Here is a 16,024-nt window from a genome sequence, read left to right on the forward strand (position 1 = left end):
CTGACGGTAGATAAAGTAAGGAGCAGCACCTACTCCCTACTTTACCATTTGAAATTACACCCAGCCTTCTGCCAAGTACATCAATCGCAATTGACTTGGTGAGCCTAATTTTTCTAGCGCTTCTAACTGGACGTCACTCAGGTTTGGGCATTTATCAAGATAAACTCGTCCGTTTGCTGCATCTAGGGGGAGCTTGTAGGTGAGCTTTTCGTTGATTTTACTTGCTTCCCCTTTATCAATCGCTCGAACAGCTGGCATGAGCCAATCCCAATCTTCTCCTAACAGTTTTTTAAACGCCCCGTTAGCAATAGACTCGGTTTTACTTGGTGCATCCTCTGGGCTTAGCTTCAAGATAGAGTCTACGTCAGGAACCAAGTGCTCACTTGGCTCTGAACCCAACATCTTTTTCAGTGTTAATCGAGCGGCTTCCATCTCTTGTGCCTCTTTAGGCGCTTGAGGAGAAGTCATTGCAGTATTCTCCTTAGGACCAAGGTACGCCATTAATGCACGGACAGAAGCCGGATCTTGCATACTGAAGGTAAAGTCTCCTTTTGCATTGGAAACTTCAAGTCTAGGTAAAACACCAGACATTTCACCTTGCATAAGTTGCTCTTTTACTTCCGTATTTAACCCGTATGCCCCAGCTTGGTTCGCCACAAAACCACCGCCGCTCATGATAGCAGTCGTTGCCGCAGAACCGATTGCCTCTTTTGCTATCGGTGTGACGCCCACCGTTGCTACAGAGCTAACACCGAACGTGCCCAGGCTCCCCGTCGCCATACCTAATGTAGCTCCAATGCCACCTTCAGCCGACAGTATCGCATGACCTTGAGCCAAGGTTTGCTGCATCGGCATAGAAAGACGTTGATCTCGCCCTGGCAGCTGTGAAATTTGTTCTAACTGATGATGGTAAGCCTCAGCATCACCATTTACGGCCGCTTTGTGCAGCTCTCGACCTGTAGAAATCAATAAGCCAACGCCAGGTAATGCCAAGTTAATAACGGCGTTCACACCAGAACCTTTTAGCTTTTCTTTGCCCATCTGTAACAGTTCAGCAGCGAAGCCATCCATTTTTCCTGGATACTGGGCTTCTAAACTCACCTGCATACGCGGATCTTTGCTGATCGCATCAAACGTATTTTTAAGCTGCTGGTACGTATCGCTGCTCACTTTTATTTCATCCAATAGGCTGACAACTTCTAAGATTTTACGCTCAGTAAGTGGCTCACCGCGATAGCCTGAAGGACTCACTAGGGAGTAAGCCAACAGCGCAACCTCAGGTTTTTCTTGCTTAAGTAGCGCCTGCTTTAGATCAAGGTGAGTTTTGATGTTTTCTTGGAAAAACTTAGTGTATTTGCTTCTCAATACGCCTTCGTGAATAGAAGCAAACTTATGACCTTTGTGGAATGTGGAAGGTTCTTTTACTTCACCTCTTTTACTGATCACTCGGTCATCTTTTTGCGCAGCAACTGCACGAAACTGTTCTAGATCAGGTACTGGGCTTTGGCTGATTTTTTGTGTTGTATTAACCATTTTTCTCTCCTACACACGAAGTGATTGAACATGAGCTTGTTCATGATTAGAGGTGGTTGGAATCGCTTGATCCAACATTGCGAAACGCGCTTGCCACAGCTCGGCCTGTTCAATAACTTCGTGAAACCAAGCGGTAAGGTTCGTCGTATTTAGATGCTCAACGGGTTTACGTCCTGCTAAGACAAGCTGTCGACCGTTTGGAGCCAAAGCAAGTGCGAGGCTGCCACTACCTATTCCTTGATAGTTAGCATGAGCAAGAAGCTCTAAACCTTTTAGTCGTTGTTCACCGGATTTTTCTAACCCTCCGAACGTTACAGACAACATCAAATCATCCGTATCTGTCGCGATGAAATACAACATGTAGCGATCATCGACCAGTAGCTGACAACGTTCATTTTCTTCAAAATTCAGTTCGGGCAACTCATTGAGCTGGCAAAACTCCAAGAGCAGTTGTTGAATCGTGTTCATAACTTTTTCCTTTTGTTTCAATAACTCTATTGAACAACGATTGCAGATTGAACGATGTCGGTAATGGCTTTATTTTTGTCACTTTTTCGCCTTCATTGTGAGGTTTTCCTCAGAAATCTCGCTCTAAAAACGAGTTGCCAGAGTAATAAAAAAGAGCAGCTCAGAGCTGCTCTTCAATAAAGGTTAGATGCTTAGCATGGTGTATTTGCGATGTATTAATATTGACCATGTGTGATGCCTTAAACTTGAATAAATGCGTGTACGTCTGTTTGGCTAAAATCTACAACCGTGTTGTTTTGAAATAACTGTCCCCAAGTATCAACTAATTCGTTCAACTGAATGATTAAGTTAGCAATGTTGGTGAGTTCACTTCCAGCCGCGATAGCAACTTGAAGAACAACGTCTTTGCGTGTTGGATTCACACAAAACTGCACACCACCTGTTTCTCGATACAAAAAGTTGTATTCAAGTAAAACTTGAAGTTTATCTAGCGTAATATCATCTTGTTCTATAAGCAGGTTTTTGGAAATCAATAACTCGCCTTTTTCCTCTACGAGCAGAACATCGACACTGTTGTTTTCAGCAAAATGCAGTGACCACATTTGATCGTCATACGCTGTCACGCGCTCAAGGTTCAGCACTTCTCCTAGCTCAGAGAGAAGCATATTAATCTTTCCTGTATCCATGTTGTGTCCTGTCTAATTTATTATAACTAAGTGACATCGATATATTTGTTTCAGCGAAGCCACTTGGGTATAACGGCTCATTTAAATAAGCGAATAAGGATAAAAGAGATTTTATGGCGAGATAGAAACCGACACTTTATTTCAACGTCTCATTTTTATTGCTATTAGCCGTTTTATTGAGAAGAAAAATTAAGGTTAAGCTGGAAAATAAAAGAGCGGCAATCGCCGCTCCAAAAATTAAATAGAAGTAGAAAATCACTTAATACCGTGAAGGCTATTTTCTGCATCCATAGCTAAAGGATTGAACGAGTCGTTACGAAGTTCTGCTATCGCGTATAGCATGCGCCCCATGCGACCATTTCCATCGGTAAAGCCATGGTACCCGATAACTCCGGCGAACAAATGTTTACCTAAGTCTTTATCTTCTACAGGGTTCTCTTTCAAAAAGCCTTCAATGTGCTGCTTTAACATGCCCTCACCGCCAATACTTGACGGCAAAGTGCCACCCGAAATATTTGGCCCTCGGTAATCACGCTCAACATTAGGCACCAATCGAGCGTGTAGCTCTTTTAGGTTTTCCATATTCAATAAATCTTTACCATTAGACGCGTATTCTTTCAGTAAAGACGTAATATTTTCGGCATCGTTTCCTTTAGAGTTAGAAGCATTAATGATCCACGCCGCAGCTCTTTCAACATTATTGGTTACGCCACTTTTGTTAAACGCATCCTCCGCCAGTCCTTCAGCGTATACACCTTGGCTTAGATCGGTGCTTGCTAGACCTTCGATATGACGTTGCGCCGATTTAAGATGCATCACCTCCATATCAAACACCGCTTGCATTTGATTAATGCTACCTGCCGGGTTTTTCTGCGCTGCAGATACACCACCGCCGTAGTCTTTTACTACACGTCCAGCAAGCGACTTCGCTGCACTTTCGCCAATCAGTGATGTGAGGTTTTTACCAGAATCGGTTTCTAACATTGCCTCTGTCATCGCTCGCTCTGCTAACTGGTTTAGCTCAGCAGAGTTCGACTGAACTGATTTACTGTCTAACTTCGCAAAGGCATTTAAGACATCTGATGCGGTTTTTATGCTTCCATCTTTGAAGAACATTTGTCCATGCTCAACAGAAGAAGCAGCTTGTAAACGCTGAGCTTGTCCTTGCTCATTATCAAATACGGCTTTTGTAAGGGCTTTCGCTACCGATTGTGGGCTACCTTCGCGAAACAGTTTTCCTGTCGCTTCAAAAAATCGCGCTACTGCACCATTCGTAGGATTGGCGCGAGTAAATTCTTGGGTCGCTGCGTTGATTTGGTATTCTTTGCCACCAATACTCAGCTTACCTTCGTTAAGTATCTCGTTACGAGCTTGCGGCATGGCGGCCTGCAACGCGCTAACACTTCCAAAACTGATCATATTTTAAACCCTTAATGTGGAAAAATGAGTGGTATTCGTTTCCGGTACTTCGGTTGTTTTATTGGTTACTTCTTGTGTATTCGCACTTTTTAACCACTCGATGAAATTCGCAAATGACTCATCGAAAAAAGATGCAGTTAGCAGTTGCTGAGGCAGGTGTATGAAACCGATATATCCGGTCTCTTCCTCCCAGCATACCGCTGGAGAGCCTTGCGTTAAGGCATCTTTCATATGTTGATGCAAAATATCAGCACTCGGTTTATCACCTGAAATCAGCCCGATAAGCGTCACACGATCTTCTTGTGCACGAATTGTGATTGCTGTGTTTTGCTCAACGAGTAGATGGCAACAATCATCCTCATCAAAAACCAACGGCTCCAATTGGCAGCGGCTGGCAAAATCTGTCAGTAAAGAAGTTATAAATCCATTAGCCATTCGACTAAATAATCCTATTTTTGTTGTTTTAGAGGCGCTGCTTGGTTGCAACACTTATCACCTAAGCAGCTTTCTTAGGTGTATTCTTAAGGATTTATGGCAGTGAATATTTTAGAAATGGTCGGATTTTTTTTGTTTAAAGGCATTAAAATGAAAAAACTCAGCAAGTGCTGAGTTTTTGAGGTTTATTCATGAATCGTAATTTTACGCTCGCTGAGCTGCTTCACCATGGCTTGCTTTAATGCATGCAGCTGTCCATCAATACTGGCGTCGATGATCCCAACTTCTGTTTCCAAAATGCAGCCTCCATTTTTCAAGCGCGCATCTGCTACCACGTCAACGTAACCGACTTCAGGGAAATCACTTAATACACCAGCCACCTTTTCCCTCACCTCAACAACCTGCTCTGGGTGGACATGTAAAATGACCTGCTTTTGGTTGCTCACCAGTTGCAACGCTTCTCGAACTACACTCACCGTGGTATCGACATCATCGAAGGTATCGATGATCTTACGTACTGCTTCTAACACCACACCTGTCATTTTTTCTTCGACTTGCTGATAGTAGTCATTACAACGTGCTAAGGTTTCAACCATCGTTTGCGCATTTTCAATCTTGGCTTGTGCAAGGCCATCTTGATAACCACGTTGTTTTTCGGTTTCGTAGGCTTGTTGGGCATTAGCAATGATGCTTTCAGCTTTGGAGTTCGCGGCTTCAACTAAGTGTTGCGAATCCAGATAACTGGCATAATCTTTCGCTTTCAGCACCTTTAAGCCAGGTGCCAGCTGCAAATTGTCTGTTTTTATTTCAACAAATGAAACCATTGAGGAATAACCTGTTTTGCGATTTTTTTTGTGAGTCGATACGCCAGATCTCGTTGATCCGCTTCCAACCAGTTAGCTGTTTCCGCGTTTTCGCTAAGTTGCTTTTCTAATTTGAATTGCCAACGAAGAACAACATCTTCTGGTGAGTTAATCAAAATAAACCTCATCCAAAAATATCCCAGCGCCCTCATACTTGCTTCAACAGACCTTTCATCCAATAGTTCTGGTAACGAACGCTGCCAGCCTTGCGGCCAGCTGGATAACAGCATCGGCCCGTTTTGAATTAAGAACCGAGCGCCTTCCAAACCAAAAACGTTGTTCAGAACCTGTTTCGGGCGTTTTAAAACAACGCCTCGCATTGCCACACAGTGTAAAGCTCCGCCCACCATCAATACGAGTTGGTTCAACGCATCCGCTGGGAGCAACGCCAAGCTATGGCAAGGTTTGTTAAAAGCCGTCTCAGGAACGGGAGATAACGCCCACTCATTTATGCACCATTGGTTAAACATGGGGTTATCTCTCCAGCCTTCGATATTTAGTAACCAAGGCTGCTTTTGCTCTATCCAACTTCTATGGATGTACTGGCAAGGCGCATAGTTAAACTGGTGTTGTACCTGCGCGAGTGGTGTTTCTGGTTTAACCACGCTTCGTGTTCCTACGACACCATGTAAAAGTAGCGATATTCGAGCCGATGAGTGCCGCTACCAAGAACACCAAAATGGCGATAAGATTATTCGCCGTCTCTTTGGTGACCTGAACCGACAAAATGCTTTTAAATTGATTGTTTTGAGTAGCAACTCGAACCTCTGATGAGGGTACCATCACTACGCTGATTCGATCGTAGTTCAGCCCCTCAATGCTATTGTTCACTAATAATTTGATCTGCGGAACATATGAATCAAGCGCAATATCTGCTGCGTGTTTAATAAATATGGAGGCAGAAGCTGGAGTTGGGCGCTCTCCTGGACGCAGATCTTGATCTTCCAAAACAACATGAACACGTGCCACCAGCACGCCATCAATCTGAGATAAGGTTGACGAGAGCTCTTGAGATTTCGCGTACACCAAACGGGCTCGTTCTGCTAATGGTGACGAGATCAAATCGTCTTTAGGAAACACCTCTTTCAGTGTAGAAAACTGCTCTCTTGGATAACCTTTTCGCTTTAGCGCATCTACCGCGAAGGCGATTTGAGAACTGTCTACCATTAACTTGACGGTGTTGTCTTTGTCAGGTTCTTTTGTTGCAACGACACCTTCGGATAGTAAGATCGACAACATCTCATTACCCTCTTTCTGAGTAACGTTGGTGTATAGCTCGGTCTGACAACCTACCAGAAACAACGTGAGCATGATGAAAACTGCTCTCATTTTATTCATCATCACTATTGTGCCTTCAATAAGGTTTCTACGTTTTGTGTGGTTTTACCCACGGTTTTCGCGATCAGCTCTTCTTGAAAAGTAATGCGTGTCAGCGCCCACTGCATTTGCAGTAATTGCGCCGGATCATCACCCACCATCTTCATGTTGTCTTGCAGGTTACTTTTCGCGTTATCGATAGTGTTTTTCAACTCGCTGATGTTTTCTAGCAAACCTCCCTCCAGGCCATTACTTGCCTCGGGAACCGACATGGCTTGCTCAAAACGTTCGCTTAAACCGTCTTCGACTTGCGCATCCTGTAACTTATCAATGTTGGTTTGCATCACCTCGGTGTACTGCGTGTTTATCATATGTACTCCTAAGATAAATCTAACTTGTGACTGTGAGTCATGATGTTTTTCACCATCGCATTTTTTTGGATCATGAAGCTAAGTTCATCACGAACCATGTCCAGTGTTGATGCCATATCAGGTAACGACTTCAACTCTGCCCAGCAATGCCATAAGGCTTGTTCTTTCTGGGCACCCAGTGGAAAATGCTGCGCTAGCATTGCTTTTAGTGCTGTTTTATCAGCAGGTGGTTCGGCAATAAGCTGTCCCGAAAAATTCCCTAGTAACTCCTGCTTCAACACCTTTAACAAATCAGATTGTGGCTGCTCGTTGCCTTTTTCACTCTTCGCCTCATGAAAGGCGTACCACATTGCCTCTCGTTTAACTTGAGGGTCGGAAAACGCTTCATTTAACGATGATAAGACACTTTGTTTACTGACAACCTCTGCGTCTTTTAATGATTCGTACCACGCTTTAATCTCCGCCAGTTTCGCTTCTGTTTTCTCTAGCGTCTCTTTTGGAGAAACATGTGAAACTTGCTCTTGCTTGTCACTTCGCTCCATGAGCGTTTTCATCTTGTCTTCATCGCTCCGCTCATAATGACGCGACTCCGACTGACGCAAAGATTGGTGTTGAAGACCTAGGTTACTCGAATCAATTATCATCCAAGATTCCTAATGTCCTGAGAAAAGCTCGCAGCAAATGCTTGGCTTTCTTCGCTTCCTTGTGACGCAAGTTCTACCCAGCTTTCCGCTTTGCTCAGTAAACCGGCTTTGGCAGAAGCAAGAGCCGCTAAGCTGATCAGATCTGGATAGGCGTTACAAAGTGGTTCGAGTAATTGATGAGCCTCTTCATACAAGCCTTTATTCATGAGGCTCATTGCACGAATCATCGCAACGGTCTCTTCAGAACCTGAGCTTGCTTCAAGGCCATCTGCAATCGTGTTGGCTTCTTGATGACGATGCATACCTGTTGCCATCAGCGCGATTTCAGCCAGCAGTTGGCGCGTTTCTCGTTCCATGCTTTACACCTTCTGGAGAATCGACTGCATCACATCTTTAATCGCACGAGTCGTGGTCGCATTGATATTGTAAACAACAGACCATTTGTTGATCGCGTGCTGAAGCTCGGCAAGCTTTGATGGATCATCGGCATTGGTTTCTAGGTTCTTGATGGCTGCCGTCACTTCTGTGTTAGCATCTTTCGCTTGTTGTTCTAACTTAGCTTTAACATCATCAAGGTTTACACTGTTACTAGCATCGTAAAATGACATAAGACTTCCTCGTATTTTTTAGTTAGCTTCGTATGATTCAACGACCGCATAGGCGGCTGTGTAAGCTTCATACTGTTTGAGTAGCAATTGGTACTGCTGTGGTGAGCACCCTAAATCCAACTGACGTTTCACCACCGCTTGTGCTTCTAAGAGCTTGCTCTTAATCTTGTGCACTTCCGCACCGTTTGTGTCGTTATTTAAAATTTGTTCAAGATTTGTCATTGTTCGTCTCGCCTTCATATCCGAGTTCTATTGTTATCACCCGCCCGCCTTTAACCAACTCAATACCAGCAGGTGTAACACTGGATATTCGGTAGCCCTGAGGCGTTCTTGCACCGACCATATAGCGAACGTTATCGGTCAGAATCACATATGGAACCTGGCCAAAGTTAACGCTACGAAACGGGAAATCGATGTTGGTGCCTTTACTCACCTTAGGTATGGATTTCAAAACTAAGTACGGTTTCTCACCATATTGTTCCCGGAAGTCTCGGGTCACACCGTAAAATCGAGTCGTTTCGATATCATCAAGCTCACCACGAACTTCGATGCGATCACCGCTGGTGACCAACTGGACTTTCTTCAGTAACTCCGCATCCGTCAATAACGCTTTTAGCGTATCCATGTAGGCACCCGCTCGCTGCAGTTCAACCTTCCACGCAATAAGACCCGGCACGTCTCGCTCCAAGATTTGTTCAACTTGGTTCCAGCGGCTTGCATCATCGATATAGCCCGTCAGCAGCAGTGTGCCGGTCTCATCGCCATTTTCGACTTTCACTTGGTGATAGCCGAGGTTGCGCAAAATAAATCGAACCCCGCGACGGATTTCTTCCATCGTTCTTAAGTCACTTTTGTAATTGATGCCCAATACATCAATTCGACCAAGCAGATCGAGTTTCTGTGTTCGGTCTTCAACATAGCCCTCTAAGACTGCTTGGCGTGCGGCGGCATTCCATTCCACACGAACGTCGCTAAGTTTGAGCTCGCCTAAGATGTTACGTACCAAAACAATGGGTTCTGCTTCTGTAACAATTTCATTGTTGCTTCCGTTAGCTTGGCTGTACCACATACCAGCAAAAATGACACTCGGGACAAAACTACAAAGCAAAGCGATGAGCGTTGTTTTTTTCCAGCTAGAGCGTTGCACAGCAACCACAGGTGTATTCTGTTGGCTAGATTCGTCGCTGACGTTACTCACAATTAACGCATCTTCCGCGTATCCCAGAGCGAACTTCACAACGCCGACCGAGACAACAGCATGGCGTGACAACTCGATACCATCACCTGCAACAGCGATGTCTTCACTGTTAATATTTGCCTCTTCGCAGCCTCGTAAAATGACCGAGTCTTGCTGGCAAACGAGGGTGAAATGGTTCGCTTCGACCCCAGCATCAGACAGTACAAGATCAGCAATAAAGTCGTCACTGCCAAGCACGAGAGCACCTTCAGGCAAGGTGACTTCTACTCCGGTATGCACGCCTGATAAAATACGAATTTTCCATTGCTGCATCGCGGTTAAGACTCCTCTGAAGGGCGCACACACTCACTTTGTGAGTCATCACATTCCAATACTTTCACCCGCCAACCCTTTTGCCCTGTTGGTAATCGGCACTGCGTTAATTGAGACGACTTTTGCTGTGACAATAAGTCTTGTTGATAGCGCTCGGCTTGAACCCTCGATGTGCAGCTATATACTTCCACTACCGATTTAAATTCAGCGCTATTGTTGGAGATGTTGTTAAGCTTGCCGATACTTGGTCGCAAGTCATATTCGTTGCCAATCAACACACTATCGCCAATACCATCCACAACAATTCGAGGTTCTAAAATAAACATTCGTACTGTGCGGCGCTTAGTATTGGTATTACTTCTAAACAGCGCGCCTAAATATGGGATGTCTCCTAGCAATGGCACTTTACGTAACTGATGGCTCACTTCATCTCGGTACACACCACCGATAAGTAAGCTTTGCCCTTGTTTAACCGTCGCTAAGGTGCTGATTTCAGTTTTACGAACGGAAGGAAGATCATCGACACCACCATCAGCGATCTTTGCACCGTCTTCGAGATGAAGGCTCAGGTTAATTTCAGGTCGTGCAGCAAATCTATCACCAACGATACGTGGGACAATTCTCAGTAACGTGCCATACGTGACCTCTTCCAGCGCTGCGGTTTCTTTACCAACCAGCTTGACGTAAAACGTGCTGCTGTTGTTCAGTACCGCTTCGACATTTTCCTGAGTTAACAATGTTGGTCTTGAAACCACTTGAGCACTGCCTTTGGATTCCAATAAACGAATTTGAGCCAGCAAGTAATTTAGGTTGGTTGAATCAAGCAAGGACTTAAAGTTCTGTCCACTGCCGAGCGTCACATCCCCCGAATTCACATCACCTGTTGTTTTGATATCGACAATGCGGTTGTTTCCGACAGACACTCCCGCTCGCCAATCCACGCCTAACTGACTTAAATCGTTGGCACTGATATCGACAATCGATAGCGCGACTTCAATTCTTGATTGCGGCTGGTCTAATTGCGCGACCAGTTTACGATAGAGCGGTAATCGTGCTTGAGTATCACGAACGATAATCGCATTAAGGCCCGGCTCTGCTTCAACTGTTGCGCCACCATGAACTGAGGCGGTTTTATTACTTTTTACAGGCTTATCTGGACTGGTAACTTCTTTGCTAGACGCACTCGCCACTTGAGTTTGAACACCAGACACGACCCGTTTTAACACCGATGCGATGCCAGGGACCGTAATTGTCTGATCTCGATATGCAATTTCTCTATCCGTTGCAGAAGCGTACTTCAAAGGAATTATCTCAACGAATAATTCGTCGGTTGAATTCGATTTCTGCAGCAAGCGCGTTTCCAATGCCTCCGCCGTTTGTACCACTAAGTCGACATAACGTGGAGGACCCGCAAGATAGACTAACCCTTTGCTCTCAGCAGCTCTCCAACCATAACGAGAATCCCAAACGCCGGTGGAAATTAACGTACTGCGTAGCTCTCTAGCCGTAAGTAATTCCAATTGAAGTAAACGTGAGCGAGTTTCTGTCGCCTTATAGACATGTAAGACGGCACCATCGAAATACCACATCAAGTTGTACACTTGCGATAAGTAATCGAGGAATTCCGCCGGATCTTCAGGGGTAAAACGCCCATTCACTCGATCGTTGACTTTGTCACTAACAGAAACCGAGACACGATAATTTGCACCGAAGTTATTCAACAACTCTTTTAATGAGTCGTTATCTGCATAGTAGCGGAACGGTTGTTCGGGCCAGTGTAAGTCTGTTGCTTGCGCGTATCCCAAAGGAACAACACTCACTGCGCATAACAATGCCTTTGTTGCAGCACGCCTAATGTTGGGAAAGATTTTTAGCATCATGGTAACCACACTGTATGGTTGATTGTGTGGTTCACGCGTGCTTGTTCCAGTAATGCAATGTAACGTTCGCATAGATTGACGTGCTTAGAAAGCAAAGCAGAGAACCGTTCCACCGAACAGTCCTCAACCCTTACTTTACTTTGCAAAATCAATTGCTGATCATCATTGGTTGTCAGTACGCCGCCATCCTCACGAATGGTTTTTAATGAGAGCTGCATGCAACGTTGTAACGCTTGTTCTTGTTGATAATCTAGATGCTCTTTAAACTGGAAGGGTAACGTCGCTTCCCATAAAATCCATGACGCATGTTGCTTGATGGTCAGTGATAACTGGTCAACCTCGATGTTGTAAGAACCATTTTCTGAGGCAATAAAATCCCCTACCTTTAGCGCTTCCGCTAAAGATTTCATCATCTTATCTAACATTTAACGCCCTATTTAGATCTGGCTGAGGTGATTGCAAGCCTGGCCGCACTGACCACTTTGATTATCAAAATAGTAGTGATCGATATCACCAACAGTTTGCATGTTCTTGAACCATTGCCATACTTTCGCAACCGCATTTTGGTCGTTGTAAACCACATCGCATGCATCCCAAACTTCGTTCAGCTCGGGGGCCTCAAGTCGCACTTCCGAACACCAATTTTTCCACTCAGAAATAAATTGTTCGGTTGTAGAGGTGTACTCCGCGAACCCTTTCAGCTCGTCTAAAGACAGTTGCCACTTCTCAATTAACGAACGATGACATTCAATCACTTGCAACTGTTGTTCGCTTAACGTCCCAAGTTGCTTTTTAAGTTGATGCTGCTGGCTCTTAATGAGATCGAGTTGCTGTTGAACAAAGACGGCACTGGTGTCTTCCCCTGATAGCTTCGACCAATATTCCTTCTGAATATCGAGTTGATTGATAAGTTGTTCAACTTTAATCGAAGCATGAAGAGCACTTTGATCGACTTGTCGGTTAATCCACTCGTTGAGTGATAAATGGAAACAAAGCATCAACGTTTTTGGGACAGCCAAATTAAAGCGAAAGCCCAGACGAGAGTTGATGTAGTCCAGCCTTTGTTCGAACGTTGTGATTGTGCTGCTATCACTGAGCTGCGATCCAATTTCCAAAAATAAACGCATGGCAAACCGGTCTATCGAAGCACCAAGTTTTTGATACGTTTTAACTAACTGGCTAGCGCATAGGCTATCGACGACATTTCTATCCAACAAGCGTTGAAGTAAAGATAACTGCTCATAATTTATGACGCCTTCACTCAACAATTGTCGGTGATTGACGTGCACAACATTGAGATCCTGCGTAGGTTTCGAGGCGCTTTCATAACGAGCTCCTCTTTGTAAAACAGTCACTTTCCGCTGTGTCACTATGCTGTCTGGAAAAAGCGAACGGCGTCGCCAATGCTGCTTTTTCATTTATGTTCGTCTCCGCACCCCTTTCGAACAATCCAGAAAGAAAGAGATGTAATAATTTTTAATCGTTCGTTGTTACACGATACATAATAGAATTTACACTGGTGAGTGACTTTCAAAATTAGTCAGAAAATTTTAGTCCCAAGTCATTTCATTTCGCGATAGCCACTTGATCGTCTCCCGAACGTACGCGGCTTGGGGTCGTTCCAAAACGACGACGGTAACTCTGCGTAAAGTAAGACTGGCTGGAAAACCCTGCCTCCATCGCCACATCTACGATGCTCATCTTGCTCGTCAACAGCAGTTTATGAGCATGCAGTAGTCGACGCTCACTGATCCAGGCTCTTGGAGAAATGCCATAGTGCTCATTAAAAAGCTCTTTAAAAGTGGTTAAGCTGGCACCAAACTCCTGCGCGTAGTCTGTCAACTTCCATTCTTTTAAGTAATGCTGTTCCATAAATCGACGTAACCGTTCCGACGTACGGTTTGTTTGTTGTGACAGCAACGCATACAGTGATTCTCCTCCTTTGCTGTGTAGCAAGAGAATGAGTAGTTCTTCGTATTTTAGGCACATAATGGCATCAGGGTACGCTTGTTGCTCAAGCGTCTGCATGCTAGAAAGCACTTGTTCAACGAGTATGTTCAAACCAAAAGTAAACAAACCAGAACAAACTTTGTCTACCTTAGGCAGCATCATCAAGAGATCACTGTGTTTTTGCAGCAACTGACTAACGAGTTCATTGTCGTAAGCAATAATCGACGCTTTGTATGCCCCATCTAGCGGAGAGTACTCTAACAAGTAATCCCCTTGAGATAGAAATACCCCATTTTCTGCAGCAACATCGATTGTGCAATCACCTGTTTGCACTCGAAGCTGACCATTGTGAACGACAACAATGTGAGACTGGTCTGAGTGAAATACTTCGTCAGATTTTTCATAGCAGGAAAAACTACGAATTTTTCGTGAACTCGAGTCGACCCTTTCTGAGTTTAGTTGGCCTGACACATCCATTTTCTACCCTTCATTATTTTGAGTTTCTCAGTGCAAATGTTGAGAAACTTTCAAAGCACTACTTTGATTGTTGTTATTTCTAAGTACTGCTGTATGAATTAAAGAAGCAAAGAAAAGAGCATAGAAGTTCTATCACTTACCATACCCCCCGAATAATTAGCAAATAACCCAAGCATTACCTTTACCTAAAGGTAAAGGTTTGACTTAGTAAATTTCTGCTGTCCGTCTTTATTATTTTTATCAGATAGCGTTTATCATTAGCCAAAACTTAAATATCATTTCGTTATTTAAGTTTGGTTGTTTTGTTATACATTAGAATACAATTAAATAGATTTCGGCATCGTTTCGAGAACAAAATTAAATTTCCAAAATCATAAAAATGTATGTTTTATAGCCTAAAACGCCAAGCCAACGTGTTCAAGGAGCGAGATATAATCATAAAAAATACTGTTTTTGCAACAAGTATGAGTCTAAAAAACAACTGACCCGATGACTTCAAAGTCATGTAATTAATGTTTATAAAAGACAACAAATCTTTCACAAAAGGAAAGATATGGTCTTTATTTTTATAAATTAGAAAATTCTAATAAAAATGTAGTACTTAAAATTTTATCTGTTTATTTTTGGAACAAGAATCAAGTTTTCTTGTTTATTTCCCTCTAAAAATAAATAGTTCTTTTCTTTTTCAGCAACGAGCTCACCGTTTGAATAAAGCTTTCCAATAATCTTCATTTTTCCTTCACCAGCTTGAATTGGTGCAATTAAAAACGAATACTGCACAGGCAACTGAACGCCTTGGTAGCTCTGAGATGCCGATTTAAGACATTGATTATCAATAACTTTACATATTTCCACTTCAAGAGAAGTAATCGAAGGTGGAAAGTAGCCGTCGACAGAAACCCAACCATAGACTGATGCCTGACTCTGTGTATCAAAGCCATCCACCCCATTGACGGACACAGTCTGACTGCACCCACTCAGTATGAATAACCCAATAAAACCAGCCCATATAGAATTGTTCATTATGACCCCATAAACGTATTTTATATAATCTAGCTCATTTGAAATTCACACAATTCTTTATGTAAAAATATAAAAGATCAACTTATATTTATACTACAAGCGGACAATAAATCGCATTTTTCAACAACACGTAGTTAACATGGACTGTAATTTCAAAAACAGTTTCTGCTCTCTTTCATTCCTTCCTTAATTGAAGTTCATTAGAGAAAAGTGATATTCATATATATCATTGCCATCGAGATATGCATCTGAACACTCTTACTTTTATCTTTCTATTTCTCTCAACACATTTAAAAGCCAAAATATAATAACAACCGACTAATATTGATAAACATGAAGAGATACATCTAATATTTTCCTTGATAAAATTTCAAAAGGGACTATTCCTATGTCAGCACGCCAAACTATCGATGAGATTTTGCTAAAGTTTGCTCATCAAATAGGCTTGCCTGCACTGCATCTAACGGAAAATGAAGTAAGCTTAGCCTTTGATGATAATCTAAGGGTGCATATCATCTTTCATCCTGAATCGACAACTCTGCAGCTCGAAGCTGAGATTGTTGGCCTTCAAATTGTAAATTCCGATCTCTATCGCTCTTTCTTGGCTTTTAATTATCACTGGCCTGAGCACCAGTTATTTTTTAGTTTAGATAACCACCGACATGTCCTATGTTTAAACCGACTCATTAACATTAGGCGACTGGATTACGAATATTTTGAAACAGCTTTAGCAGAATTGCTGACGCACAGCGAGTCGTGGGAAGCGTTATTGTCTTCGCATGTAACCATTGATGAGGCACCACCGATGCCACAAACTTTAGACTTGAGAGTTTAGGTGTC

At 43.3% G+C, this 16,024-nt stretch carries 20 protein-coding genes; 1 reads left to right on the plus strand and 19 read right to left on the minus strand.

Going from position 1 to position 16,024, the window contains the following annotated elements:
* Positions 1-54 precede the first annotated feature (54 nt).
* The 19 genes from R7H07_RS15590 to R7H07_RS15680 form a co-directional block, all read right to left on the minus strand.
* Entirely contained in the window at positions 55-1,533 is a 1,479-nt protein-coding gene (locus R7H07_RS15590) for a cation transporter (protein WP_065274576.1), read from the minus strand.
* A 9-nt stretch (positions 1,534-1,542) separates the two neighbouring features.
* The gene (locus R7H07_RS15595; RefSeq protein ID WP_005387141.1) at positions 1,543-2,001 is read right to left on the minus strand and encodes a CesT family type III secretion system chaperone; all 459 of its coding nucleotides are present in this window, start codon (positions 1,999-2,001) and stop codon (positions 1,543-1,545) included.
* A 239-nt stretch (positions 2,002-2,240) separates the two neighbouring features.
* A complete protein-coding gene (locus R7H07_RS15600) occupies positions 2,241-2,687 on the minus strand; it encodes a type III secretion system chaperone (protein ID WP_033906168.1) in 447 nt (148 codons plus the stop codon).
* 255 nt (positions 2,688-2,942) lie between these two features.
* Positions 2,943-4,106, minus strand: coding sequence for a VopS family T3SS effector adenosine monophosphate-protein transferase (locus R7H07_RS15605; protein WP_025768118.1), 1,164 nt, complete (start codon positions 4,104-4,106; stop codon positions 2,943-2,945).
* Between the two features lie 3 nt (positions 4,107-4,109).
* Positions 4,110-4,592 (minus strand): type III secretion system chaperone, encoded by a 483-nt coding sequence (locus R7H07_RS15610; protein ID WP_242539610.1) that lies wholly within the window; start codon positions 4,590-4,592, stop codon positions 4,110-4,112.
* A gap of 134 nt (positions 4,593-4,726) precedes the next feature.
* Positions 4,727-5,365 carry an HrpE/YscL family type III secretion apparatus protein gene (locus R7H07_RS15615; protein ID WP_005387146.1) on the minus strand — a complete coding sequence of 213 codons (639 nt, stop codon included), beginning with the start codon at positions 5,363-5,365 and terminating at the stop codon, positions 4,727-4,729.
* Positions 5,344-6,009: a SctK family type III secretion system sorting platform protein VscK gene (vscK, locus tag R7H07_RS15620; protein WP_005387147.1), complete on the minus strand. Its 666-nt coding sequence runs from the start codon at positions 6,007-6,009 to the stop codon at positions 5,344-5,346. The genes R7H07_RS15615 and vscK overlap by 22 nt, the downstream gene beginning before the upstream one ends.
* Positions 6,002-6,748, minus strand: coding sequence for a type III secretion system inner membrane ring lipoprotein SctJ (sctJ, locus tag R7H07_RS15625; protein ID WP_206959798.1), 747 nt, complete (start codon positions 6,746-6,748; stop codon positions 6,002-6,004). Before sctJ ends, vscK begins: the two co-directional genes overlap by 8 nt.
* A complete protein-coding gene (gene sctI / locus R7H07_RS15630) occupies positions 6,748-7,092 on the minus strand; it encodes a type III secretion system inner rod subunit SctI (protein ID WP_005387149.1) in 345 nt (114 codons plus the stop codon). Before sctI ends, sctJ begins: the two co-directional genes overlap by 1 nt.
* 8 nt (positions 7,093-7,100) lie before the next feature.
* Positions 7,101-7,736, minus strand: a complete 636-nt coding sequence (locus tag R7H07_RS15635) for a YopR family T3SS polymerization control protein (RefSeq protein ID WP_206959796.1) — start codon at positions 7,734-7,736, stop codon at positions 7,101-7,103.
* On the minus strand, positions 7,733-8,092 hold the full coding sequence (locus tag R7H07_RS15640) for a YscG family type III secretion system chaperone (RefSeq protein ID WP_005377200.1): 360 nt from the start codon (positions 8,090-8,092) through the stop codon (positions 7,733-7,735). Before R7H07_RS15640 ends, R7H07_RS15635 begins: the two co-directional genes overlap by 4 nt.
* A gap of 3 nt (positions 8,093-8,095) precedes the next feature.
* Positions 8,096-8,344 (minus strand): type III secretion system needle filament subunit SctF, encoded by a 249-nt coding sequence (sctF, locus tag R7H07_RS15645; RefSeq protein ID WP_005377199.1) that lies wholly within the window; start codon positions 8,342-8,344, stop codon positions 8,096-8,098.
* A gap of 18 nt (positions 8,345-8,362) precedes the next feature.
* Entirely contained in the window at positions 8,363-8,566 is a 204-nt protein-coding gene (locus R7H07_RS15650; RefSeq protein ID WP_017821343.1) for an EscE/YscE/SsaE family type III secretion system needle protein co-chaperone, read from the minus strand.
* Positions 8,553-9,854: a type III secretion system inner membrane ring subunit SctD gene (sctD, locus tag R7H07_RS15655; RefSeq protein ID WP_031781102.1), complete on the minus strand. Its 1,302-nt coding sequence runs from the start codon at positions 9,852-9,854 to the stop codon at positions 8,553-8,555. Before sctD ends, R7H07_RS15650 begins: the two co-directional genes overlap by 14 nt.
* A gap of 5 nt (positions 9,855-9,859) precedes the next feature.
* Complete coding sequence (sctC, locus tag R7H07_RS15660; RefSeq protein ID WP_025768114.1) at positions 9,860-11,734, minus strand: type III secretion system outer membrane ring subunit SctC; 1,875 nt, start codon at positions 11,732-11,734, stop codon at positions 9,860-9,862.
* Positions 11,731-12,159: a YscB family type III secretion system chaperone gene (locus R7H07_RS15665; RefSeq protein ID WP_017821346.1), complete on the minus strand. Its 429-nt coding sequence runs from the start codon at positions 12,157-12,159 to the stop codon at positions 11,731-11,733. The genes sctC and R7H07_RS15665 overlap by 4 nt, the downstream gene beginning before the upstream one ends.
* Before the next feature lie 12 nt (positions 12,160-12,171).
* Positions 12,172-13,152 (minus strand): T3SS regulon anti-activator ExsD domain-containing protein, encoded by a 981-nt coding sequence (locus R7H07_RS15670; protein WP_206959788.1) that lies wholly within the window; start codon positions 13,150-13,152, stop codon positions 12,172-12,174.
* Between the two features lie 148 nt (positions 13,153-13,300).
* A complete protein-coding gene (locus R7H07_RS15675) occupies positions 13,301-14,161 on the minus strand; it encodes an AraC family transcriptional regulator (protein WP_005377191.1) in 861 nt (286 codons plus the stop codon).
* 609 nt (positions 14,162-14,770) lie between these two features.
* Entirely contained in the window at positions 14,771-15,184 is a 414-nt protein-coding gene (locus tag R7H07_RS15680; protein WP_054579559.1) for a YscW family type III secretion system pilotin, read from the minus strand.
* 388 nt (positions 15,185-15,572) lie between these two features.
* Between R7H07_RS15680 and exsC the strand changes: the two genes are divergently transcribed.
* Positions 15,573-16,019, plus strand: coding sequence for a type III secretion system regulatory chaperone ExsC (exsC, locus tag R7H07_RS15685; RefSeq protein WP_005377174.1), 447 nt, complete (start codon positions 15,573-15,575; stop codon positions 16,017-16,019).
* Positions 16,020-16,024: the final 5 nt, after the last annotated feature.

The sequence above is a fragment of the Vibrio sp. Vb1127 genome, from assembly GCF_033338735.1.
Taxonomy (GTDB): domain Bacteria; phylum Pseudomonadota; class Gammaproteobacteria; order Enterobacterales; family Vibrionaceae; genus Vibrio; species Vibrio alginolyticus.